The sequence below is a fragment of the Streptomyces sp. NPDC048002 genome (assembly GCF_040653275.1).
Classification (GTDB): Bacteria; Actinomycetota; Actinomycetes; order Streptomycetales; family Streptomycetaceae; genus Streptomyces.
Window position 1 is genome coordinate 40,018 of record NZ_JBEZNL010000011.1, and the last position, 23,131, is coordinate 63,148.

A 23,131-nucleotide genomic window follows, 5' to 3' on the forward strand; every position below is an offset into this window, starting at 1 on the left:
CTCGCGGCCCGGCAGTGTAGACATGGCTCATGGTCCGACTCCCGGGGCGATCCGGGGCCCGGTCGCTCCGCCGCCCCGGCGTTCCGCGCCCCCACCGAGCGCCCGGCCCTGCCCGGGGCCCCCGCGCGAAGCGGGCGCCGGACGGTGAACGCTCCGGACATCAGCACGGCCGGCGACGGCGGTCCCCGCTGAGCCGGCTCAGCGTCGCGGGCCAGGTGTTCCTGTTCCAGGTCGTCATCGTGGTGCTGCTGGTCGTGGCGGCGGTGGTGGCGCTGGTGCTCCAGGTACGGCACGACAGCACCCGCGAGGCCCGCAACCGCTCGGTGGCGGTCGCCGAGTCCTTCGCCAACGCCCCCGGCACTCGCGAGGCCCTGGAGCTGCCGGATCCGTCCTCGGTGCTCCAGCCGCGCGCCGAGGCCGCGCGCGAGGACACGAAGGTCGACTTCATCGTCGTGATGAACACCGACGGCATCCGCTACAGCCACCCCAAGCCGGACCGCATCGGCAAGAAGTTCGTCGGCACCATCGAACCCGCGCTCCGGGGCGAGGTCGTCACCGAGGAGATCACCGGCACCATCGGACCGCTGGTGCAGGCCGTCGTCCCGGTCCAGGACGACGACGGCAAGGTGGTGGGCCTGGTGTCGGCCGGGATCACGACGGCGACCGTCGGCGGCACGGCCGACCAGCAGCTACCGCTGGTGCTGAGCGCGGCGGCGGCCGCGCTGGCCCTGGCGACCGGCGGCACGGCGCTGGTCAGCCGTCGGCTGCTGCGGCAGACGCACGGCCTCGGCCCGCACGAGATGACCCGCATGTACGAGCACCACGACGCGGTGCTGCACGCGGTCCGCGAGGGCGTGCTGATCGTCGGCACCGAGGGCCGGCTGCTGCTCGCCAACGACGAGGCGCACCGGCTGCTGGACCTGCCCGCCGACGCCGAGGGCCGCCGGGTGACCGACCTCGGGCTCGCCCCCGACACCGCCGAGCTGCTGGACTCGGGCCGGGTCGCCACCGACGAGGTGCACCTGGTCAAGGACCGGCTGCTGGCCGTGAACCAGCGGCCCACCAACCTGCGCGGCGGCCCGCACGGCAGCGTGGCCACCCTGCGCGACTCGACCGAACTGCGCGCCCTGTCCGGCCGGGCGGAGACGGCGCGGGAACGGCTGAGCATGCTCTACGACGCCGGTGTGGGCATCGGCACCAGCCTGGACGTGACCCGCACCGCGGAGGAGCTGGGCGAGCTGGCCGTGCCGAGGTTCGCGGACTTCGTCACCGTCGACCTGTTCGGTGCCGTGCTCGACGGCGGCCGGCCGGAGACGGTGACCCCGCTGCGCCGTACGGTCTCCAGTGGCGTCCGCGAGGACGCGCCGCTGTACCCGGCGGGCCGGCGGATCACGTTCGTGGAGTCCTCGCCGCAGGGACGCGCGCTGCGGGACGGCCGGGCGGTCCTGGAACCGCGGCTCGGGGAGGCGCCCGGCTGGCAGGCGCAGGACCTGGAGCGGTCGGCGCAGGTGCTGGAGTACGGCATCCACTCGCTGATCACGGTGCCGTTGCGGGCCGGCTCGCTGGTGCTGGGCGTGGTGAGCTTCTGGCGGTCGCGGAAGTCCGATGCGTTCGACGCCGAGGAGCTGGAGCTGGCGGAGGAGCTGGTGGCGCGGGCGGCGGTCTCCATCGACAACGCCCGCCGCTACACCCGCGAGCACAGCATGGCGGTCACGCTCCAGCGCAGTCTGCTGCCGCGCAGCCTGCCCGAGCAGAACGCGCTGGAGATCGCCTACCGGTATCTGCCCGCGCAGGCCGGGGTCGGCGGGGACTGGTTCGACGTGCTGCCGCTGTCGGGGGCACGGGTCGCGCTGGTGGTCGGCGACGTCGTCGGCCACGGGCTGCACGCGGCGGCGACGATGGGGCGGCTGCGGACCGCGGTGCACAACTTCTCCGCGCTGGATCTGCCGCCGGAGGAGCTGCTGGGGCTGCTGGACGAGCTGGTGGCCCGGATCGACCAGGACGAGACGGCCGACGGCGACAGCGGGCCGGTGACCGGGGCGACCTGCCTCTACGCGGTCTACGATCCCGTCTCCCGGCGCTGCGCCGTCGCCCGCGCCGGTCATCCGCCGCCCGCGGTGATCGCCCCGGACGGCTCGGTGGAGTACCCCGAGGTGCCGGTCGGTCCGCCGCTCGGGCTCGGCGGGCTGCCGTACGAGGCGGCCGAGCTGGACCTCGCGGAGGGCAGCCGGCTGGTGCTGTACACCGACGGTCTGGTGGAGGACCGGGAGCGGGACATCGACGAGGGTCTCGACCTGCTGCGCGAGGCGCTGGCCCGGGCCGGGAGCACCCCGGAGGAGACCTGCCGGACGGTGCTGGACGCGCGGCTGCCGGACCGGCCCGGCGACGACATCGCCCTGCTGGTCGCGCGGACCCGGGCCCTGTCCGCCGACCGGATCGCCGAGTGGGACGTACCCGCCGATCCGGCGGCCGTCGGCAAGGTGCGCGCCTCCGTGAGCCGGCGGCTCGCCCGGTGGGACCTTGAGGAGCTGTCGTTCACCACGGAGCTGATCCTCAGCGAGCTGGTGACGAACGCCATCCGGTACGGCGCCGACCCCATCCGGGTGCGGATGCTGTACGACCGGACGCTGATCTGCGAGGTCTACGACACCAGCAACACCTCTCCGCATCTGCGGTACGCGGCGACGACCGACGAGGGCGGGCGCGGACTGTTCCTGGTGGCGCAGCTCTCCGACCGCTGGGGAACCCGGTACACCACCGAGGGCAAGGTGATCTGGGCGGAGCAGCCGCTGCCCTGAGGGGGCCGGCCCGGCCGGGAACTTCACACGCGACGGCTGGGCAAGCCGCTCCCCATCTGATAGGAAACTTTCCTATCAGTGCCACGCACCTCCAGTCATCCACCCCCCCACCCCCACTGGGAGCAACCGTGAGGCACCCCGACCGCCGTACCCTGCTCAGCGCCCTCGGCGCATCGGTCGTCGCGATCCCCCTGCTCACCTCGCCGAGCGCCGGCGCCGTCCGGGCGCCCGGACTGGACGACCCGGCGAAGAAGGAGATCGCCATGAAGCTCGTGTCGAGCGCGGAGAACTCCTCGCTCGACTGGAAGGCCCAGTACGGCTACATCGAGGACATCGGCGACGGCCGCGGCTACACCGCCGGGATCATCGGCTTCTGCTCCGGCACCGGCGACATGCTCGACCTGGTGGAGCTGTACGCCGCCCGCCGGCCCGGCAACGTCCTCGCCGGGTACCTGCCCGCGCTGCGCCGGGTGGACGGCACCGACTCGCACGCCGGGCTCGATCCCCACTACCCCCGCGACTGGGGCCGGGCGGCCCGGGACGGCGCCTTCCAGCAGGCGCAGAACGACGAACGGGACCGGGTGTACTTCGACCCGGCGGTCCGGCAGGGCAAGGCGGACGGACTGCGCGCGCTCGGCCAGTTCGCCTACTACGACGCCCTCGTGATGCACGGGGGCGGAACCGATCCCCTGAGCTTCGGCAGCATCCGGGCACGGGCCCTGCGCGGCACCCGCCCCCCGGCGCAGGGCGGGGACGAGGTGCGGTACCTTGACGCGTTCCTCGACGCCCGGGTGTGGGCGATGCGGCAGGAGGAGGCGCACAGCGACACCAGCCGGGTCGACACCGCCCAGCGCGTCTTCCTGCGGGCGGGCAACCTCGACCTGAGGCCGCCGCTGGACTGGCAGGTGTACGGGGACAGTTACCACATCGACTGAGCGCCCCGCCGGGCCCGCCGCACGGGGCGCCACGACCGGCCCCGTGCGGTCCGGATCCACTCATAAGTCGGGCTTATGAGCTCATAGACTGGACCCGCGTACCGACTTAGGCTTGCCTTAGCTTAGGCTTCCCGTCGAGTTGCTTGTCACCGCTCGAAGGGAACCTGATCATGCCCCGCCCCCTGCGGGTAGCCATTGTCGGAGCCGGCCCCGCCGGGATCTACGCCGCCGACGCGCTGCTCAAGTCCGATGTGGCCGCCGAGCCCGGTGTCTCCATCGACATCTTCGAGCGCATGCCGGCCCCCTTCGGCCTGATCCGTTACGGCGTCGCCCCCGACCACCCCCGTATCAAGGGCATCGTCAACGCCCTGCACCAGGTGCTCGACAAGCCGCAGGTCCGCCTCTTCGGCAACGTCAACTACGGCGCCGACGTCCACCTGGACGACCTGCGCTCCTTCTACGACGCGGTGGTCTTCTCCACCGGCGCCATGTTCGACCGCGAGCTGCGGATCCCCGGCGTCGAGCTGGACGGCTCCTACGGCGCCGCGGACTTCGCCTCCTGGTACGACGGCCACCCGGACGTCCCGCGCACCTGGCCGCTGGAGGCCGAGAAGGTCGCGGTCCTCGGCGTCGGCAACGTCGCCCTGGACATCTCCCGGATCCTCGCCAAGACCGCGGACGAGCTGCTCCCGACCGAGATCCCGGCCAACGTGTACGACGGCCTCAAGGCCAACAAGGCCGTCGAGATCCACGTCTTCGGGCGCCGCGGTCCCGCGCAGGCGAAGTTCAGCCCGATGGAGCTGCGCGAGCTGGACCACTCCCCCAACATCGAGGTCATCGTCAACCCCGAGGACATCGACTACGACGAGGGCTCCATCGAGCAGCGCCGCTCCAACAAGCAGGTCGACATGGTCGCCAAGACCCTGGAGAACTGGGCGATCCGCGACATCGGCGACCGGCCGCACAAGCTCTTCCTGCACTTCTTCGAGTCGCCGGCCGAGATCCTCGGCGAGGACGGCCGGGTCGTGGGCCTGCGCACCGAGCGCACCGAGCTGGACGGCACCGGCAACGTCAAGGGCACCGGCGAGTTCAAGGACTGGGACGTCACCGCGGTCTACCGCGCCGTCGGCTACCTCTCCGACAAGCTGCCCAAGCTGCCCTGGGACGTCGCGTCGGGCACCGTCCCGGACGAGGGCGGCCGGGTGATGCAGGAGTCCGGCGAGCACCTGACGTCGACGTACGTCACCGGCTGGATCCGGCGTGGCCCGGTGGGCCTCATCGGCCACACCAAGGGCGACGCCAACGAGACGGTCGCCAACCTTCTGGAGGACTTCGCGGGCGGGCGTCTCCAGACGCCGGACACCCCCGCCCCGGAGGCGGTGGAGGCGTTCCTCGCCGAGCGCGGGATCCGCTTCACCACCTGGGAGGGCTGGTACAGGCTGGACGCCGCCGAGAAGGCGCTGGGTGAGCAGCAGGGCCGTGAGCGCGTGAAGATCGTCGAGCGCGAGGACATGCTCCGCGAGAGCGGCGCCTGAGGACGACGGCTGCGGAAAGGGCCCGGGGCGCACCGCCCCGGGCCCTTTCGCGTACCCGTCTTCGGCCGGGAACCCCGAGTGGCCGGGCGACCACGTGTCGTGCACGATGGCGCCGGGGGGCGCCAGAGTCCGACCGGAAGGATCACCAGCCATGCGCACAGGCCCCACGCGGCGACCCACCAGCCCGTCCCGGAAGCACTCGGCGGCGAGGGCGCTGACCGGAGTCCTGGTGGCCGCGCTGGGCGCGGTCTCGCTCGTGTCCTGCTCGGACGACGGCGGCGACGGCTCCGCCGACAGCACCCCCACGCCACCCGTCACCGCCAGCTTCTCCGGCAGCGCGCCCTCCGCGCTGGCCTCGGCCGCCGAGTCCGTCAAGGCGTCCCTGTCCGCCGCGGCCTCGTCCGCCTCGGCCCGCGCCTCCGAGTTCGAGGCGTCGGTCTCCGCCGAGGTGGCGCGCGCCAACGCCGCCGCCCAGGAGCAGCTGGAGAAGGTGGACGGCCGCGGCAACGCCACCGCCGACGTCTCCCTGACCGGCAAGCCCAGGTCCCAGACGGGCGGCCTGCTCGCCGTGGTCGTCAACATCACCAACAGCACCGACGAGACCGCCTCCTACGCCGTCCAGGTCGACTTCAGCGACCCCGACGGCCAGGTCGTCGAGACGCGCTATGTGGGCGCCGAGGACCTGGAGCCGGGAGAGCGCGCCCAGCCCCTCGCCATCAGCAGGAAGCCGGCCGAGCCCCGGCTGACCGCCGAGGTGGCCAAGGCCCAGCGCTACTGAACCGGGGGCCGGGGAGACGGAGTTCCGGGAGAAGTGAACAACAGGTGTCGCGTCTTTGCATATGATCCTGTTTCTTCACTGAACTTTCACATGGGGGGAACTTCGTCATGCGCGCACGCCTGTTCGTCGCCACGGCCGCCGCCGCGGGCACCCTGGCCGCTCTGGCCGCCACTCCGGCCCAGGCCGCCGAGTACACGTCGGCGCTGAAGATCAAGGGTGTCCAGTACGACGCCCCGGGCAGCGACTCCAACAACTGCGCCACGGGCAACTCCAAGGCCGAGTACCTGGAGATCAAGAACTACTCGCCGAGCAAGACCGTCAACCTCAAGGGTTACGTCGTCGAGGACGCGGTCGGGAACCGGTTCACCTTCAAGGCCAACCACTACCTCCAGCCCGGCGACCAGGTGAAGCTGCGCGGAGGCCACGGCAACGACTCGGACGCCAAGAACGTCGTCTACCGCGACAACTGCAACTTCATCTGGAACAACGACAAGGACACGATCTACTTCTACAAGCCCACGGGCGCGGGCGCCGACTCGCACGCGTACACCAAGAGGGGCTCCGACCCCGACGGCAACGGATACATCAAGTACCACGGCTGACCGCGCACAGGGCCCGCCCCGTTGCGGATGGTGGGCGGGCCCCGTGCACCGGGCATTCTTCCCGGCCCGTGGCGGACCGGGGAACGCGTGTGCGGTGGGCGGCCGGAGTGGACCGCGCACACCCCGTGCGCGGACCCCGGTGACACGTGGCAGTCGGCGGAGTCGATACTGGGACCACGATCTGCCCCCGTCCCCCGAGGACCCATGCCCAGCACGACGACCGCCCGCCCCACCGCACCCCCCACGATCTGGCTGGCCCGCGGCCGCCACACGGGCGAACCCGCCGAGGAGGTGGTCCGGCGGACGCTGCGGCGGCACAAGGACGAAGGCGCCGTCGAGGACTTCCGCGAGGCCTCGGAGGACGGCTCCGAGGGCACCCGGGTCTTCGAGGCACGGCGGCGGGTCGAGGACTCGGTGACCGTGCGGGCGCGGCTGGCTCTCTCCGGGACCGGGGACTGGGAGCTGGCCGCGGAGGCCGAGCGCCCCTGGGACCCGCGGTGGCCCTCGCCGGCCGCGATGTTCTGGCCGGCCGATCCGGACACCGAGTGGGACCACGAGCCGGTCACCGGCGGACGCCTGCGCGGCCTCAACCCCCTCCCCGAGGACGACAAGGAGGTCCGCCGCCTGCTCAAGGACGCGGCCCGCGACGGCTGGACGATCCATGTCGTGGTCCACGAGGCGATGACCACCGACGGGCGCGGGAGGACCCCGCTGGCCGGAACGCTGCCCCCGGGCCTGCGGCACCGCGTACTGGAGCACCGCGCCGCCCCGCACCAACTCCGGGTCGTGAACTGGGCGTTGCGCGACACCGGCGTGGAGGTCCCGCGCGGCGGCGCCGTGGTGCTGCCCGGCCCCGTGGCCCCGGCCGACCACGACACGGCCGCGTTCGCCGTGCGCAGCGTCTTCCTCGACGGCTCGGAACCCGCCGAGCTGATCGCCGCCGTCACCCGGTACGCGGCGCTGGCCAGGCCCCTGCCGGACGGCGCCGAGGAGGCCGTGACAGCGCTGCGCGAGCAGTGGGGACTGCTCACCCTCGAAGAGGAACTCGCCCGCGAACGGGCCCTGGTGGCCATGTACGCCGAGGCCCTGAAGGCGATGACCGAGTCCCGCGACCTGTACCGGGAGGCCGCCGAGCAGGCCCACGAGGCGCTCGCCGCCTACCGGGAGTCCGGCGACACCCCGCCGCCGCCCCGGCCGCAGCCCGACTCGCCGCTCCAGCAGCTGACCCGGGGCTTCGGGCGGCTGAAGGAATCGGCTCTGGCGCTGCGCCCCGGCACGAGGGTGGGCGCCCCGCGGGACGGGGAGCCCGCGGAGCGCCACAGCGACGTCAGCTGACGCTCACTCCGTCCTGCGGCCCGCCACGGCCGGTTCCGGATCCGGTGCCGACCCGCCGGAGCGCGACTGCGAGGCCAGGTGTGTCAGCAGGGCCGCCAGTGCCACCAGGCACGCGCCGACGGCGACCGGTCCGGCCGCCCACGCCGGGGCGAGGGTGAGGTCCAGCGCCCGGGACAGACCCGCCGAGGGCAGCCTGCCGTCGAACAGCCGGACCGCGGCCAGCGCGCCGGGCAGGAGCGCGGCGCCCGCGAGGACGACCGCGTCGACCCGCAGGGTCAGGAGCAGCGCCCAGGCCAGGCACGCCACGGACATGCCGAGCGTCAGGGCGTAGACCCGCAGCGACGCGCCGTCGCGGTAGAGCGGGAAGTGGGCCACCGCGCACAGCACCAGGGCCGCGACGGCGAGCCGGCCCGGCCAGGAGGACGGGGGTGCCGTCCGCCGGGCCGTGAGCGTCCTGGCCGCACGCCCCTCGGCGGCGGGCTCGGAGGGCTCCGGCCGCCCGTTCTCCGCGCCGCTCCGGGACGTTCCGGTGCCCGCGGGTTCTTCGCGGTCGGCGGAGTCCGCCGGGGCGCCGCTGTCCTCGTCGGGCCCGTCGGGCTTGTCGGGCTCGTCGGGCTCGGAGAGCCGGCGGATCAGTTCGACGAGTTCCTCGACCGGGCGTCCGGTGGCGGCCGCGCGGACCGCCTCCCGTCCGCAGTGGGGTTCCAGGTCCGCCTGGTGCAGCAGCGCCACCAGCCGGGTGACGTCGTCCAGCGGGCGGCGCTCGGCCGCGGCACGGATCGTCTCGTCCGCGCTCTGTGCGGTGCGCGGCGGCCGGGTCAGCAGGTCGACGAGCTGGGTCACGTCCTCGACCGAGCGGTCGACGCCGACCGCCCGGAGCGCCTCCAGGGTGGCCCTGGCGTGGTCGGGAGAGTGCTCCAGCAGGGTGATGAGGTGGGCGACTTCCTCCACGGGCCGGTCGGCCACGGCGGCGTGCACGAGGCCGCCGACCGGATCGTGGTGCGCGGGCCCGGACGCGTCGGGCAGAGCCGAGGGTACGGCGGCGGATATGTCGGAGTCGTTCGAACTGGGTGATGAAGAGCGGGTGATCATGCTCGGCTCCAGGGAAGGGTGCGTTGCCGCTGATGCGCCCCCGAAGCGACACGCGACTGTACGCAGACCATTACTAGGGGTGTTCGTCCCGCCCCGCCACCCGAGTGGTCCGGGCGGATGAGCCGCGCGTCACAGCTCCGACAGATGTTCGGCGGCTACCGTCGGCGTGGCGGGTCATATGCGCGCCGCGGCAGGGAATCCGTCAGGAGACGCGTACGCGCTCCACGAGTGAGGAGGGACCGGTGGACTCGACCACACGACTGATCGTCGTCGCCGCTGTCCTCGCGGCCGCCCTGCTGGCCCTGGCGGTCACGGTGCTGGTCAGGCTGGTACGGACCCGGCGCCGGCTCCGGCACGCGGGCCTGCCGACCGGACCGCGCTGGGTCTTCTGGGGCGCGCTGGCGTACTTCGTACTGCCGGCCGACCTGCTGCCCGATCCGGTGTACCTGGACGACATCGGCGTACTTCTGCTCGCCCTGCGCAGCATGCGCGGGTCCGCCGAGTCGGCGAGGGAGTTCCGGCCCCGTGTCGGTCAACGGACGGGCCGGGAAGGGTAGTCCGTCCACCCGAACCGCCGATGGTGACGGAGAGTAAGGAAACCAATCACTCGTTCGAATCGTATAAGTGGGTGGAAGCCGAAGGAAGTCGGCGGACCAAGCGACGTCCCAAGGTGGGTGCCTCGCTTGAACGGAGCAGCACCGGCGAGGGAGAGACGATGCAGCCGTTCGCACTCAACTACGCACGTCCGGCAGCGGACATCGAGGTCACCGCTGTCTATGCCTACGATTCCGGACTGCAGTTGAACGTGCTCGGGGACGGGCGGATCGCCGCCAGCGACCACGCACTGCTCAGAGAACTGGGGACAACGACGTCAACGGCGGGCTCGAAGACGCACTTCGACGACTGAACGCGGAACCGTCCACCATGACCGTACTGATTCTGACCACCGAAGAGGACGTCACCGCCGACATGGTGGTGGTGCACCTCAACGCACGCGCGGTGCCGGTGGTCCGGCTCGATCCCGCCGATCTGACCGACGGGGCCGCGCTGTCGGGGGAGTACGTTCACGGCTCCTTCCGGGGCCATCTGTCGTCCTCGGGACGGCTGGTGAGCCTGGACGGGCTGCGCTCGATCTGGGTCCGCCGCCCGGGGCCCCCGGCGTCCCGCGCGCTACGCCCGTCCCCCTGGCTGACCGAGGAGTCCACGCAGGCCCTCTACGGCATGCTGCGCTCCAGCGGCGCCCGCTGGATGAACGACCCCGACGCGGCGCACCGCGCCCGGCACAAGCCGTGGCAGCTGCGGCTGGCCCAGAGCTGCGGTCTGCCGGTGCCGGCCACGCTCATCACGACGTTCCCGCAGGCGGCCCGGGAGTTCGCCGGCCGCTACCCGGACCTGGTCGTCAAGCCGGTGTCCGGGGCCCATCCGCAGGATCCGCCGCGGGCGGTGCCGACCAGCCGGGTCGCGCCCGACGCCGACTTCTCCGCGGTGGCCCTCGGTCCCACGCTGTTCCAGCGGCGGGTCGCCAAGCGGGCGGACATCCGGCTCACCGCCGTGGGCGAGCGGCTGCTGGCCGCCCGACAGCCGGTGACGGCCGACGCGCGCCCCGACGAGGTGGACGTCCGGTTCGCCTCGACCGGCGTGCCCTGGGAGCCCGCCGAGGTGCCGGCGCGCGTCGCCGAGGGGGTGCGCGCCTATCTGCGGGGCGCCGGACTCGCCTACGGGGCCTTCGACTTCGTCGAGGACGCCGACGGCACCTGGTGGTTCCTGGAGTGCAACCAGTCGGGGCAGTTCGGCTTCGTCGAGGTGGACACGGGCCAGCCGATCGCGCGGACGATAGCCGAGTGGCTGGCCGGGCCGCCCGCGCACCGGTCGACACGGCTGAACGGCGCCGGGTCGACCGCCTGTTGAGTCAGAGCCGGCCGGGCGGCAGGGCGGAGCGCTGCCAGCCGTTGCCGGGGTGCGCGGGGCGCTCGGCGGGGGCGGCACCGAAGGCGTTCAGCGGCTGCATGACGAACTCCAGTTCCCTGCTGACGCGTTCGGCCTCCCGGCGCACCTGTGTGGGAACGTCGCCGCGCTCCGAGATCAGTCGGTCGTAAATGGGGGAATCCTGGAACACCCGTCAACGCGCCTTTCGTATCGTGGCCCATCCACATGGGCACGACCGCCGAGTGTAGGCGCCCGGGTACACGGGGGTGCTAATTCCGGGATCGGACTTGACGGCGGGCGGCGCGATGGCAGGGCGCCACGGGCAACCCCGCGCGCCCCCGGTCACGCCCCGGTCGTGGAACCCGGCCGGACGATCATGAGGACCGTGACGGTCGCCCAGAGCAGGTTGAAGACGCCGGTGAACATGGCGAGTTGCACCGTGCCGGAGCGCTCGACCGTCCCGTCCGCGGTGAGCGCCTCCAGGAGCTCGTCCTGGCGGGGCAGCACGAAGGCGGCCAGGACGCCCGCGGCCACCGCCGTCAGCGTGATGGACGCGACGAGCCAGCCGTCGCCGAGGACGCCCATCGCGGCGGCGGTGGCCAGACCGAGGACCGGCACCGCGACTCCGATACCGGAGTAGACCCGGCAGATGCGGTGCAGCAGCCGGACGGTGGTCAGCCCGCGTTCGCCGGCGTCCCCGGCGGCGCGCGCCGCCGGCGGGAACATGCTGGCGGCGACGGTGACCGGGCCGACGGCCACGATCGCGGCCAGGACGTGCAGGGTGAGCAGGAACTTCGTCATCGGTGGGCGTCCGCCTCCGTGCGGGGGTGCTGGGGTACCCGGCCACGCTAGGAGCCGCCCGGGTGATCGCACAGGGGCGGAAGTGACAGCTTCCGACGGATTCCCGCCACCGGCACCGGGCTGGGGCTTCGTGGCCCGCAGGGGCCGGACCTGGGCTTTCGGCCTCGGCGGGAACCCGCCTATCGTGGCCGTCATGCACACCGTGGCGATCCTGGTCCTGGACGACGTGGTGCCGTTCGACATGGCGGCGCCCATGCAGGTGTTCGACTGGACGCTGCTGCCGGACGGCCGCCGGGCCTACCGGGTCCGCCTGTGCGCCGAGCGGCCCGAGGTCCGTGCCGACGGCGGCTTCACGCTGCGCGTCGAGCGGGGCCTCGACGCACTGGCGGACGCGGACACGATCATCGTGCCGGGCCGTGCGGAGGGCGCCCCCGCGCCGTCCGCCGAGGTGCTGGCCGCGCTGCGGCGGGCGGCGGAGTCCGGCACCCGGATCGCGTCGGTGTGCGTGGGCGCGTTCGTCCTCGCGGAGGCGGGCCTGCTGGACGGGCTGCGCGCGACCACGCACTGGGTGGCCGCCGAGGCCCTCGCCCGCGCCCATCCGAGGGTGCGGGTGGAACCGGACGTGCTCTACGTCGACAACGGCCGCATCCTCACCTCCGCCGGGGCGGCGGCCGCGCTGGACATGTGCCTGCACATGATCCGCCGGGACCACGGCTCGGCGGTCGCCGCGAACGCCGCCCGGATGTCCGTGATGCCGCTCGAACGGGAGGGCGGACAGGCCCAGTTCATCGTGCACCGGCATCCCCCGGTACCGCGCGGCTCGACGCTGGAGCCCGTGCTGGAGTGGATCGAGGACCATCTGGCGGAGGAGGTCACCCTGGCGGCGATGGCGGCCCGCTCCGGGATGAGCGAGCGCACCTTCGGCCGCCGCTTCCGCGAACAGACCGGCACCACGCCCCTCCAGTGGCTGCTCAGGGCGCGGGTACGGCGGGCCCAGTACCTGCTGGAGAACAGCGACCATCCGGTCGAACGCATCGCGCAGCAGGCCGGCTTCGGCTCGCCCACCGCCTTCCGGGAGCGCTTCCGCCGGACCGTGGGCACCACTCCGTACGCCTATCGCGCCGCCTTCCGGGGCGGCCGGGCCGGCGCGGGGGCGGGTGCCTGACAGGAGTTCGAAGGGGTGGCTGTGAAAATCACCCGCGTCTCCCGGCCGCTCCCGGCGTTGTGCACGGGGCATCCCCCTCAGCACGGACGGTGTACGCCCATGAACTGCTCCAGCCGCCTCCTCGCCGCCCTCTACCTGGCCACCAGTACCGGGCTGGCCTGGACCGCGGTCCTCGAATACCGCTACGGGCCCCTGTGGGCCGCGTGCATGTTCTGCGCCGCCAGCATCGTGCCGGTGATCGGCGTGGTGCGGGAGAGCGTGATCGGCGACCAGCGCCGCGCCCTGCACGAGTGGGCGCGGCGGGCCGTGACACCCGGTCCGCTCGGCGGCGGCCCGGACCAGGACGCCACCGAGCACATCGTGCGCGCGGAACTCGGTGTCGCCTGCTGCGACCGGTGGTGGACCAGCCTCGGCTGCGACCACGACCGGACCTGCGCGCACCGCGTCCCGCGCGGCAGCGCGGCCTGACGGACCGTTTCGGCCCGTCAGGCGACCTGGCCGCTGTGCAGCGCGCTGTAGGCGCCGCCGAGCCCGAGCAGCTCGTCGTGGGTGCCGATCTCCTCGGCACGGCCGTCGGCCATCACCACGATCCGGTCGGCGCCGCGCACCGTGGAGAGCCGGTGGGCGACCACGAACGTGGTGCGTCCGCGCATCAGCCGGGCGAGCGCCTGCTGCACCAGCGCCTCGGAGCGGGTGTCCAGTGCCGAGGTCGCCTCGTCGAGGACCAGGACCCGGGGGTCCCGGATCAGGGCGCGGGCGATGGCCAGGCGCTGCCGCTGCCCGCCGGACAGCCGGGCCCCGCGCTCCCCCACCAGGGTGTCCAGGCCCTGCGGCAGACGGTCGACGAACTCCAGCGCGTTGGCGTCCCGCAGGGCGGTGCGCACCGACTCCTCGTCGGCGTCGTCCATGCCGTAGGCGACGTTCTCCCGGACGGTGCCGTCGAAGAGGACGGACTCCTGGGGGACGACCGAGACGAAACGCCGGTAGGTGCGCAGGTCGAGCGTGTTCATGTCGGTGCCGTCGAGCAGGATCCGCCCGGAGGTCGGCCGGATGAAGCCGATGACCAGGTTGAGCACGGTGGACTTGCCCGCCCCGGAGGCGCCGACCAGGGCTATGGTCTCGCCCGGCGCGACCGACAGGTCGAAGTCCCGGACCGCGGCCCGGCCTCCGTCGTCGTAGGCGAGGCCCACGTTCCGGAAGGTGACGGCCCCGCGCAGCGCGGCCAGTTCCCGCTTGCCCTCGTTGTCCTCCAGTTCGGGCGCCTGGAGCACCTCGCCGACCGAGCGGACCGACTCCAGGCCCTTGGTGATGACGGGGGCGAGGCCGGCGAGGGTGGCGGTGGAGTTGGTGAGGGTGGTCAGGAAGGCGCTGAGCATCACGACGTCGCCGGGGGTGACGCCCCACACGCGGTAGTACGACACGAGGGCAGCGCCGGCCAGGACCAGCACCCCCAGCACGTTGAGCACCACCCAGGACAGCGAGCCGAACTTGCCGTTGACCAGGTCCAGGCGCATGCCGGAGGTGAGCAGCCGGTGCAGGGTGCCGTTCATCCGGCGCAGCGCCTTGCCCTCCAGGCCGTGGGCGCGGGTGACGGGGATGAGCCGGGTCATCTCGGTGACCTGGGAGGAGAGCGTCTCCACCTCGTGGCGGAAGTGCTCGTTGTGGGTGCGCAGCCGGGACCTGAGACGGGCGACGACGAGCACGGCGGCGGGCACGACGACCAGGAAGACCGGCAGGAACTCCGGGGTGCGGATGCCGATGATGACGAGTCCGCCGATGAGCACGGTGGTGGCGCCGAGACCCATCTCGGCGGTCTGCTGCACCATTTGCTCGACCGTCTCCACATCGCGCACCACCTTCGCCTGGAGCACGCCGGCGCTGACCCGGGAGTGGTAGCCGATGGACAGCTGCTGCATGCGGGTGCACAGTGCCGAGCGCAGGGTGGTGCCCATCCGGCGGACGCTGCCGTAGAGCAGGCGCACATAGAGCACGTGCAGGGGGTAGTTGACCAGCAGGATGAACATGATCACGCCGGTGCTGAGCCACAGCCTGCCGATCGGGCCGTGCTGCACGACGGTGTCGATGATCTCCGCGGTCACCAGCGGCAGCAGCCAGATCGGGCTGTGCTTGACGGTGAACACCCCGACCGCGGCGGCCAGTCGGCCGCGGTCGGGGTGGAACAGGTAGGCGAGGGTGCGGACCGGGTGTTCGCCCCGGTAGCGGTGGTCGAGCGGTCTTTCCAACGGCGAGGCCACGGGTGGTGGTCCTTCCCAGGGTCTGCGGCGAACACGGAGCGGCCGGGACCGGCTGGGAGCCGGCCCCGGTGGCAAGCGCTTTCTAGGCGCGTTCTCCCCTCATACCCCGCCGGCCCCCGCCGCGTCCAGGGCGGCGATCTCCTCGGCGTCCAGTACGAGTTCGGCTGCGGCGACGGAGTCCCGGATCGTCTCCGGGCGGCTCGCGCCGGGAATCGGCACGACGACCGGCGACTTGGCGAGCATCCAGGCCAGGCAGACCCGCTGCGGACTCACCCCGTGCGCCCGGGCGACGGCGGCGAAGGGGGCGTAACCGGAACCGAGTTCGCGGGCCCGGGAGATACCGCCCAGCGGGCTCCACGGCAGGAAGGCGATGCCGAGTTCGTCGCACAGGCGCAGCTCCGGCTCACTGGAGCGGAAGGCCGGGGAGAACTGGTTCTGCACGGAGACCAGCCGACCGCCGAGGATCTCGTCCGCCCGCCGGATCCGACCGGGGTCGGCGTTGGAGACGCCCGCCATGCGGATCTTGCCCTCGTCCAGCAGGTCCCGGATAGCTCCGAGGGACTCCTCGTAGGGCACCCGCGGGTCGGGGCGGTGGAACTGGTAGAGCCCGATGGCCTCCACGCCGAGCCGGCGCAGGGACGCCTCGCAGGCCCGCCTGAGGTGGGCGGGAGTGCCGTCCAGGGTCCAACTGCCGTCGCCGGGGCGCAGATGGCCGCCCTTGGTGGCGACCAGCACGTCGGCGCCCCGGGGGTGGGAGGCGAGCGCCTTGGCGATCAGGGACTCGTTGTGGCCGACCTCGTCGGCGTCCCGGTGGTAGGCGTCCGCGGTGTCGATCAGGGTGACACCGGCGTCGAGGGCGGCGTGCAGGGTGGCGATCGAGCGGGCCTCGTCCGGGCGCCCCTCGATGGACATGGGCATTCCGCCCAGTCCGATGGCGCTGACATCGATGTCACCAATACGGCGGGTCTGCATGGGGTCGTGTCCTCTTCCGGTTCCGGCTCGTCCGCGGTACGGCTGGGTGGTCCCGGCCCGCCGGGGGGACGCGGCCGGGACGCACTCCAGCCTGACGGTCCCCGGCGCCGCGGGTCCAATAGAGGAACGAGAACGCATTCATCGGCGGCGGCGCTGAATCGACAGCGGCGCTGAATCGACGGAGACCCGCGGCGCCGGTGCGGCGCCGCGGGTCGGGTGACCCGCCGTCAGGCGGGCCGTCGGACCGTCCGGGTCACTTCGAGGCCAGGTACTCCTCCACTCCGGGCGCCTCGTGCGCGTCCTCGACGATCACCATGGCGCCGACCGCCTTGGCGTCGGGCTTGAGCACGTAGGTGGAGGAGCTGGCGGGCTTGGCCTTGTCGGAGAAGTTCTGCGGGGTGCCGAGACCGGCGTCGGCGTCGCTCTGCGAGCGGTGCGCGGCGACCACGTCCTCCCGGGCGAGGCTGCCGTCCTCGCAGGCCTTCTTCAGGTCGGCGCCGATCAGCTGGGCCGCGTTGTAGCCGGAGAGCACACCGGAGTCGACCAGGGCCCCCGGGAACTTCTTCTGGTAGGCCGCCACCATCTTCTTCACCCCGGGTATGTCCGAGGAGACCGCCGGGGCCGCGCTCACCACGCTCAGCATGGCCTCCAGGGCCTTGGCGGCGGGCGTCTCCATCAGCTGCGGGGCGTAGCCGGGGGCGCTGCTGACGACGGGCACCTGGAGTCCGCGCGAGGCGGCGACGCCGACCAGCGAGGCCGTCTGGGCGGGGCCGGCGCTGATCAGGATCGCCTTGACGCCCTCCTTGCGCAGCGCCGAGACCTGCGCGGACAGGTCGGTGTCGGTGGCCTTGATCTTCTGGTCGACGACCGTCAACCCGGCCTTCTTCGCGGCCCATTCGGAGCCCTCCAGGGCGTTCGCCCCGTAGTCGCCCTCGAAGTAGACGTGGCCGATCTTGTCGCCCTTGGCCACACCCTTGGTGCGGGTGAGGAAGTCGACGGCCGCGATCATGTCCAGGTCGTAGGTGGTGCCGAGGACCTGCACGGAGTCCTTGCCGAGCAGCGAGGCGGCCCAGGCCTGCGGGAAGGTGAGCACCTTGTCCCGCTCGATGTCGTCGAGCAGCGCGGCCACCACCGGCGAGCCGATGACCTGGGGCAGCGCGACCACGTCGGGGGCGATGTCGGCGTAGGCGGTGACGGCCTTCTGCACGTCGTAGCCGTGGTCCTTGACGACGATCTCGACCTTGCGGCCGCAGATGCCGCCCTTGGCGTTGGTCTCGTCGGCCCACATCTGCTGGGCCTGCACGATGGACTTGCCGAGGGTCGCGTACGGGCCCGTCAGGTCGGTCAGCGCGCCGAGCTTGATGGCCTTGTCGGTGACGCCGGGCCCGGCCTTGACGCCGTCGGCGCCGTCCGCGGCGCTGTCGCTGTCCGCCTTGGAGCTGCATCCGGTGCCTGCGAGGAGCAGGGCGGTCAGGGCGGCGGCCAGGACCGTCCTGGTGCGGTGCGTGGGGTGGTTCACGGTGTCGGCTCCTTGGCTCGTACGGCTGAGGCGGATGTGAGGGGCTGGGTCGCGGGGTCCGCGCCCGTGGGGGTCTTGCGCCGGCCCTGGAGGCGGGCGCGGGTGCGCCGGACCAGGCCGTGCAGTCCGTCGGGGGCGAAGAGCAGGATCAGGACGATCGCCGCTCCGTAGAGGTAGCGGGCGGCCTCGGTGGGGCCGACCGCGCCGTCATTGGTGCCGGGGGTCGCCACCAGCGGCAGCTGGTCGGCGTACCGGGTCATCAGCAGCGGCAGCGCGGTGACGAACACGGCTCCCGCGGTGGCTCCGGCCACCGAGCCGAGGCCGCCGATGACGATCATGGCGAGGTAGTCCACCGAGAGGGCGAGCCCGAAGTAGTCCGGGACCACCCGGCGGAAGGCGAGCGCGAGCATCACCCCGGCGAGGCCCGCGTACATCGAGGACACCACGAAGGCCGCCGAGCGGTAGCGGGCGACGTGCACGCCCATCACCGCGGCCGCGGTCTCGCTGTCGCGCAGGGCGACCAGGGCCCGGCCGGGCCGTCCGCGCAGCAGGCCGCGGGCGGAGAACCAGGTGAAGGCGAACAGGGCCAGGCTCAGGTACCAGAGGCGTTCCTCGGCACCGAACGGGATGCCGAGCAGGGTCAGTTCGGGGTCGGTCTCGGTGAAGGTGAAGCCGCCCAGTTCCAGCGGTGGCACCGAACTGCCGTTGAAGCCGCCGGTGACGGAGTCCGCGGTGAGCAGGACGTGGTGGCCGAGGAAGACCAGGGCGAGGGTGGCGACGCCCAGGTAGATCCCGCGCACCCGGCCCGCGACGGGGCTGAAGAGTCCGCCCGCGGCTCCGGCCAGCAGGACCGCGAGGACCATGGCGACGGCGGGCGGCAGGCCCGGACCCGGCTCACCGGCCAGCCAGACGTAGCCGTAGGCGCCGACCGCGAGGAAGAAGGCGTGGCCGAGGGAGAGTTGGCCCGCCGTGCCGGAGAGCAGGCCGAGGCCGACGGCTCCGACGGCCGCGGCCATCGAGAACAGGCCGATGCGCAGCCAGAAGGCGTCCAGGTAGAAGGGCAGGACGCACAGCACGACGACGAGCAGGACCGACCAGACGCGGTAGCGTCGCAGCAGCTCAGACACGGGCCGCTCCCTTCGCGCCGAACAGCCCGTTGGGCCGCACGAGAAGGACCAGGATCATCACGGCGTAGGGGGCGACGTCGCCGAAGCCCTCGCCGAGGACGTGCAGGTCGGACTGGTAGCCGGCGACCAGGGCCTCGGTCAGGCCGATCAGCATGCTGCCCGCGAGGGCGCCGGGCGGCGAGGCCATGCCGCCGAGGATGGCGGCCGGGAACGCCTTCAGGGCGATCTGTCCGGTCGTGCGCTCCAGGCCCGGCGCCGGGAACGCGGCGAGGAAGACCGCGGCCAGCGCGGCCAGCGCGCCGGCCAGGCACCAGGCGAGGGTACGGATCCGCACCAGGCGTACGCCCATCAGCGCGGCCGCCTCCATGTCCTCGGCCGAAGCCCGCAGCGCCAGGCCCCAGTTGGTGTACCGGAAGAGGGCGAAGACACCGCCGATGACGACGGCGGAGACCACGATCGCGGCCAGCCGGCTGTCTGCGACGGTGATGGGTCCGAGGCCGCTGACCGAGTCGCCCCAGGGGTCGCCGAGGGAGAGCAGGTCTCCGCCGATGCGCCGGGACAGGTCGGTGAGCAGGACGATGTCGACCCCGATGGTGACGATGGTCTGCACATGGGAGGAGTGCGCGTCCTGCCCCCCGGCCTGGAGCAGGAACCGGTCCATGAGACCGGCCACGGCGGCCGTGACGAGGACGGCCACCGCGAGGGCGCCCGCGAAGCCGAGGTCCTCGTGGAGCACGGCGGTGAGGTATCCGCCGAGCAAGAGCAGGGAGCCGTGGGCGAAGTTGATGACGCCCGAGGCCTTGAAGATGATGACGAACCCGAGGGCGACCAGGGCGTAGACGGAGCCCAGGGCGAGGCCGTTGAGGACGTTGTCGAGGAAGCCGGTCATGCCGCGTCCTCCCCGTTCGCCCCGTTCGTCGCGGTCGTCTTTGACGTCTCGGACGTCTCGGACGTCTCGGTGCCGAGGTAGGCGCGCAGCACCTCGGGGTCGCTGCGGACCTCGTCGGGGGTGCCGTGGGCGATGACCCGGCCGAAGTCGAGGACGGTGACCTCGTCGGCGAGTCGCATCACCAGTCCCATGTCGTGCTCCACCAGCACCACGGACAGGCCGAGTTCGGCGCGCACGGCGCGGATCGTCTCGGCGGTGCGGGCCCGTTCGGCGGCGTTCATGCCGGCCACGGGTTCGTCGAGCAGTAGCACGGAGGGCTCCAGACAGAGGGCGCGGGCGAACTCCACGCGCTTGCGGTCGCCGTAGGACAGCAGGCCGACCGGGGAGTCGAAGTGGGCTCCCAGGCCGGTCAGTTCGGCGATCTCCCGGGCCTTCGCGAGGTGCTCGCGCTGTTCGCGCACGGCGTGCGGCAGGCGCAGGGCGCTGGCGGCGAAGCCCGCGCGGGAGAGGAGGTGGCGGCCGAGCATCAGGTTGTCGGCGACCGTGCCCTGGGTGGTGACGATGTTCTGGAAGGTGCGCGCCATCCCCAGGGCGGCGATGCGGTGCGGGGCCAGGCGGGTCAGCTCGGTCTCCCCGAGGCTGACGGTGCCGGAGGCGGGGCGGTACAGGCCCGACAGCACGTTGAAGCAGGTGGACTTGCCCGCCCCGTTGGGTCCGATGATGGCGTGCGCGGTGCCCGGGGCGACCGTGAAGGACACGGAGTCCAGGGCGGTCAGCCCGGCGAACCGGACGGTGACGTCCCGTACGGCGAGCACCGGCGGAGTGGTGGTGCGGTCGTTCACGCGGCCCCCTGACCGTCGGCGGTCTCGCCCAGGTACAGACGGCGTACCGCGTCGGTCCGGGCGAGTTCGTCGGCGTCACCGGAGAGCCGGACCTCGCCGACCTCCAGGACGTAGGCGCTGTCGGCGAGGGACAGCGCCATGCCGGCGTTCTGTTCGACCAGCAGCACCGCCGTGCCCTGGCCGTTGATCTCCTTCACGACCTCGGCGATCCGGGCCACCATCTGCGGGGCGAGGCCGAGGGACGGCTCGTCCAGCAGGAGCAGCCGCGGGGCGGCCATCAGGGCCCGGCCGATGGCGAGCATCTGCTGCTCGCCGCCGGAGAGCAGGCCGGCGGCCTGTCCGGTCCGTTCGGCCAGCCGCGGGAAGAGGGAGAACACCCGGTCCCGGGACTCGCGCACCAGGGCGGGGCTGCGCCGGCTGAGCCCGAGGCCGCCGGTGCGCAGGTTCTCGTCGACGGAGAGTCCGGCGAACACCCGCCTGCCCTCCGGCACCTGCACCACACCGGCGCGCACCGCGGCGACCGGGTCGCGGCCGTCGAGTGCCGTGGTTCCGTAGCGGATGTGCCCGGCGGTGATCGCGCCGCGGTGCAGGCGCAGGGTGCCCGACACCGCGCGCAACAGCGTCGTCTTGCCCGCGCCGTTGGCGCCGAGCAGGGCGACCACGCCACCGTGCGGGACGCTCAGCGACACGGAACGCAGGGCGGACAGGGCACGGCCGTAGGTGACGTCGAGTCCCTCGACGTGCAGGGCCGGATCCTCGTCCGGTGGTGCTTCGGGCATCACGGCTCCTCGGGTCCGTGCCGCTCGGGCACGGCGCGTTTGGGGAAGGGGAGCCCACGACAGCACGTGCGCGGGCGGGCGGAACAGGTCTGCGGGCGGGGTCGCTGCGCGGTCCCAACAGGTGCGGGCGGGGTTTGTGCGGCTGCCCAGGTCTCACCGGCGCGAAGGTTCCGCACCGGGCGCGCGGGAAGTCAGGGAGGCGGGGCGTACCGGCTGGGGACGCGGGGCGTAGCGGCTCGGCGGGACGCCTCCCGCCCGCGGTCCGCGCGCCCGGTCCGCGCGCCCGGCCCGGCGCCCGCGCCCGCGGCGGACAGGGCGCTGGGAGTGGTGCCGTTACGCGGAAGGGCCCCGGGACATGAGTACGGCGCCCGGGTGGGGGCCGGGCGCCGTAGGGGCGTGCGGTGAGGAGGGAGGGGTCAGCGCAGGAGTCTGCGGGCCGTCAGGGCCAGGCTGATCTCCACCACGTCCAGGGGGCGGGCCAGCGAGCGCCCGGTGAGCTGCTCGCAGCGGCGCAGCCGGTTGAGCACCGTGTTGCGGTGGCAGTACAGGCGCTCGCCCGCACGCTGGGCCGAACCGTCGCAGACCAGCCAGGCGGAGAGCGTGTCCAGGAGGACGTCGCGGTCGGCCGGCTCCAGGCGGAGCAGGGGGCCCAGGACCCGGTCGGCGAGGGTCGCGCCCAGCTCGGGGCAGGACACGACGAGGGCCGCCGGGAGGTGCTCGGCCAGCCGGATCGTGCCGCCCTCCGGCGGGCACATGGTCAGGGCGAGGTCCGCCAGCCGGCGGGCGTCGCCCACGGTGGCCAGGCCCGAGACCACGTTGCCGATGCCGATCCTGCCGCCCGGGGCGGACAGGTCCAGGGCCTGAACGGGGTCGTCGTCGCCCTCCGGGTCCTCGTCGCCGACCAGGACGATGCCGTAGTCCACTTCCCCTCCTGGGTGCCAGTGCACGCGGGTGCCGGGCGGTACGGCGACGGCGCGGGCGCCCGCGGGGCCCGTGGGCCGTCCGCCGGTGACCGCGACGACCACGTACCGGCCGTGTTCGGGCAGGTCCAGGGCGTCGGCGGCCTCGGGCAGGTCGGCGATGCGGCTGGTCCCGTCGAGCAGGGCCGCGGCGAGGAGCCGTACCCGGTTCTCGCGCCGCCAGGCCAGTTGCCGTTCGGCCTGCCGGTAGGCGTCCGCCACGAGGGTGCAGTGCTCGTCGACGAAGTCCCACACGTCGGTCGCCACATGGACCAGCAGCCGGACGTCCTCGGGCGCGGAGCGGGAGGTCTCCTCCACCAGCCGCTGCCAGACCAGCGAGCCGCCCAGCCGGTAGGCGTGCAGTACGGCGTCGAGCGGCAGGCCCTGCTCCGCGCGGCGGATGCCGATCTGCCAGGAGCAGCGGTGGGCCGCGTCCCGGTTGCCGCGCGGGTCGAGCAGCGAGAGCACACTGTGCCGCAGCGAACGGTTCACCTCCTGCCAGGTGGCCGCGTAGTCGCCCTCCATGGCCGTGCGGTAGGCGGCCTCCTGCTCGCGCAGCAGCGCCACCAGCCGTTCGGTGAGGTCCGGCAGACAGTCGAGAAGCACGCGCGCGGCCCGGTGCAGGACGACCAGTGCGTCGGCGTCGATGAGCGACCGGCCGCGCCGCCCCCCACGCGGCTGCGCAACGGGCGTGGGCCCGGTGCGGATCATCGCGCGTGTCCGTACGGCAGGATGCATCGCGGTCCTCCCCCAACCTCGGACTCCCGGCGGTGCGCCCGTACCGGGAGGCTCAACGGTGTCCGGTCGCCCGCGTCGCCCGTA

At 73.1% G+C, this 23,131-nt stretch carries 22 protein-coding genes; 11 read left to right on the forward strand and 11 right to left on the reverse strand.

The features are described 5' to 3' along the window. Positions 1 to 29 precede the first annotated feature (29 nt). The 6 genes from AB0E07_RS16550 to AB0E07_RS16575 all read left to right on the forward strand — a co-directional run bounded on the left by AB0E07_RS16550 (position 30) and on the right by AB0E07_RS16575 (position 7,983). Positions 30 to 2,798 carry a SpoIIE family protein phosphatase gene (locus tag AB0E07_RS16550; protein ID WP_362251516.1) on the forward strand — a complete coding sequence of 923 codons (2,769 nt, stop codon included), beginning with the start codon at positions 30 to 32 and terminating at the stop codon, positions 2,796 to 2,798. Positions 2,799 to 2,926: 128 nt separating this feature from the next. Beyond that, complete coding sequence (locus tag AB0E07_RS16555; RefSeq protein WP_362251519.1) at positions 2,927 to 3,733, forward strand: chitosanase; 807 nt, start codon at positions 2,927 to 2,929, stop codon at positions 3,731 to 3,733. A gap of 170 nt (positions 3,734 to 3,903) precedes the next feature. Beyond that, a complete protein-coding gene (locus AB0E07_RS16560; RefSeq protein ID WP_362251522.1) occupies positions 3,904 to 5,268 on the forward strand; it encodes an FAD-dependent oxidoreductase in 1,365 nt (454 codons plus the stop codon). Positions 5,269 to 5,419: 151 nt separating this feature from the next. After that, positions 5,420 to 6,046 carry a hypothetical protein gene (locus AB0E07_RS16565; RefSeq protein WP_362251524.1) on the forward strand — a complete coding sequence of 209 codons (627 nt, stop codon included), beginning with the start codon at positions 5,420 to 5,422 and terminating at the stop codon, positions 6,044 to 6,046. 107 nt (positions 6,047 to 6,153) lie between these two features. Next, a complete protein-coding gene (locus tag AB0E07_RS16570) occupies positions 6,154 to 6,648 on the forward strand; it encodes a lamin tail domain-containing protein (RefSeq protein WP_362251526.1) in 495 nt (164 codons plus the stop codon). 204 nt (positions 6,649 to 6,852) lie between these two features. After that, on the forward strand, positions 6,853 to 7,983 hold the full coding sequence (locus AB0E07_RS16575) for a hypothetical protein (RefSeq protein WP_362251529.1): 1,131 nt from the start codon (positions 6,853 to 6,855) through the stop codon (positions 7,981 to 7,983). 3 nt (positions 7,984 to 7,986) lie between these two features. On the opposite strand, the gene AB0E07_RS16580 is transcribed toward AB0E07_RS16575, so the two are convergent. Beyond that, entirely contained in the window at positions 7,987 to 9,075 is a 1,089-nt protein-coding gene (locus AB0E07_RS16580) for a hypothetical protein (RefSeq protein ID WP_362251532.1), read from the reverse strand. A 242-nt stretch (positions 9,076 to 9,317) separates the two neighbouring features. Here AB0E07_RS16580 and AB0E07_RS16585 point away from each other — a divergent pair, with 242 nt between their 5' ends. The 3 genes from AB0E07_RS16585 (at position 9,318) to tgmB (ending at position 10,983) form a co-directional block, all read left to right on the forward strand. After that, the gene (locus AB0E07_RS16585; protein WP_362251535.1) at positions 9,318 to 9,632 is read left to right on the forward strand and encodes a YkvA family protein; all 315 of its coding nucleotides are present in this window, start codon (positions 9,318 to 9,320) and stop codon (positions 9,630 to 9,632) included. Positions 9,633 to 9,790: 158 nt separating this feature from the next. After that, entirely contained in the window at positions 9,791 to 9,982 is a 192-nt protein-coding gene (tgmA, locus tag AB0E07_RS16590) for a putative ATP-grasp-modified RiPP (RefSeq protein WP_362251538.1), read from the forward strand. 17 nt (positions 9,983 to 9,999) lie between these two features. After that, positions 10,000 to 10,983: an ATP-grasp ribosomal peptide maturase gene (gene tgmB, locus AB0E07_RS16595; protein ID WP_362251540.1), complete on the forward strand. Its 984-nt coding sequence runs from the start codon at positions 10,000 to 10,002 to the stop codon at positions 10,981 to 10,983. Position 10,984: 1 nt separating this feature from the next. On the opposite strand, the gene AB0E07_RS16600 is transcribed toward tgmB, so the two are convergent. Both AB0E07_RS16600 and AB0E07_RS16605 read right to left on the reverse strand, forming a co-directional pair. Then, positions 10,985 to 11,191: a hypothetical protein gene (locus AB0E07_RS16600; protein ID WP_362251543.1), complete on the reverse strand. Its 207-nt coding sequence runs from the start codon at positions 11,189 to 11,191 to the stop codon at positions 10,985 to 10,987. A gap of 152 nt (positions 11,192 to 11,343) precedes the next feature. Next, positions 11,344 to 11,802: a hypothetical protein gene (locus AB0E07_RS16605; protein WP_362251545.1), complete on the reverse strand. Its 459-nt coding sequence runs from the start codon at positions 11,800 to 11,802 to the stop codon at positions 11,344 to 11,346. A gap of 193 nt (positions 11,803 to 11,995) precedes the next feature. On the opposite strand from AB0E07_RS16605, the gene AB0E07_RS16610 reads away from it, so the two are divergent. Together AB0E07_RS16610 and AB0E07_RS16615 are read left to right on the forward strand one after the other, a co-directional pair. After that, positions 11,996 to 12,967, forward strand: a complete 972-nt coding sequence (locus tag AB0E07_RS16610; protein WP_362251548.1) for a helix-turn-helix domain-containing protein — start codon at positions 11,996 to 11,998, stop codon at positions 12,965 to 12,967. 99 nt (positions 12,968 to 13,066) lie between these two features. Beyond that, positions 13,067 to 13,435, forward strand: a complete 369-nt coding sequence (locus AB0E07_RS16615) for a hypothetical protein (RefSeq protein ID WP_362251551.1) — start codon at positions 13,067 to 13,069, stop codon at positions 13,433 to 13,435. Between the two features lie 17 nt (positions 13,436 to 13,452). Here AB0E07_RS16615 and AB0E07_RS16620 read toward each other — a convergent pair whose 3' ends face one another. From AB0E07_RS16620 to AB0E07_RS16655, 8 genes are all read right to left on the reverse strand, one after another. Further along, complete coding sequence (locus AB0E07_RS16620; RefSeq protein ID WP_362251553.1) at positions 13,453 to 15,222, reverse strand: ABC transporter ATP-binding protein; 1,770 nt, start codon at positions 15,220 to 15,222, stop codon at positions 13,453 to 13,455. A gap of 99 nt (positions 15,223 to 15,321) precedes the next feature. After that, positions 15,322 to 16,194 (reverse strand): aldo/keto reductase, encoded by an 873-nt coding sequence (locus tag AB0E07_RS16625; RefSeq protein WP_362251556.1) that lies wholly within the window; start codon positions 16,192 to 16,194, stop codon positions 15,322 to 15,324. Between the two features lie 253 nt (positions 16,195 to 16,447). After that, complete coding sequence (locus tag AB0E07_RS16630) at positions 16,448 to 17,713, reverse strand: ABC transporter substrate-binding protein (protein WP_362251559.1); 1,266 nt, start codon at positions 17,711 to 17,713, stop codon at positions 16,448 to 16,450. After that, positions 17,710 to 18,840 carry a branched-chain amino acid ABC transporter permease gene (locus AB0E07_RS16635; protein ID WP_362251562.1) on the reverse strand — a complete coding sequence of 377 codons (1,131 nt, stop codon included), beginning with the start codon at positions 18,838 to 18,840 and terminating at the stop codon, positions 17,710 to 17,712. Before AB0E07_RS16635 ends, AB0E07_RS16630 begins: the two co-directional genes overlap by 4 nt. Continuing rightward, the gene (locus AB0E07_RS16640) at positions 18,833 to 19,729 is read right to left on the reverse strand and encodes a branched-chain amino acid ABC transporter permease (RefSeq protein ID WP_362251565.1); all 897 of its coding nucleotides are present in this window, start codon (positions 19,727 to 19,729) and stop codon (positions 18,833 to 18,835) included. Before AB0E07_RS16640 ends, AB0E07_RS16635 begins: the two co-directional genes overlap by 8 nt. Further along, positions 19,726 to 20,571 carry an ABC transporter ATP-binding protein gene (locus AB0E07_RS16645; RefSeq protein WP_362251568.1) on the reverse strand — a complete coding sequence of 282 codons (846 nt, stop codon included), beginning with the start codon at positions 20,569 to 20,571 and terminating at the stop codon, positions 19,726 to 19,728. The genes AB0E07_RS16640 and AB0E07_RS16645 overlap by 4 nt, the downstream gene beginning before the upstream one ends. Then, a complete protein-coding gene (locus AB0E07_RS16650; protein WP_362251571.1) occupies positions 20,568 to 21,350 on the reverse strand; it encodes an ABC transporter ATP-binding protein in 783 nt (260 codons plus the stop codon). Before AB0E07_RS16650 ends, AB0E07_RS16645 begins: the two co-directional genes overlap by 4 nt. A 416-nt stretch (positions 21,351 to 21,766) precedes the next feature. Further along, positions 21,767 to 23,047 carry a helix-turn-helix domain-containing protein gene (locus AB0E07_RS16655; RefSeq protein WP_362251574.1) on the reverse strand — a complete coding sequence of 427 codons (1,281 nt, stop codon included), beginning with the start codon at positions 23,045 to 23,047 and terminating at the stop codon, positions 21,767 to 21,769. Positions 23,048 to 23,131: the final 84 nt, after the last annotated feature.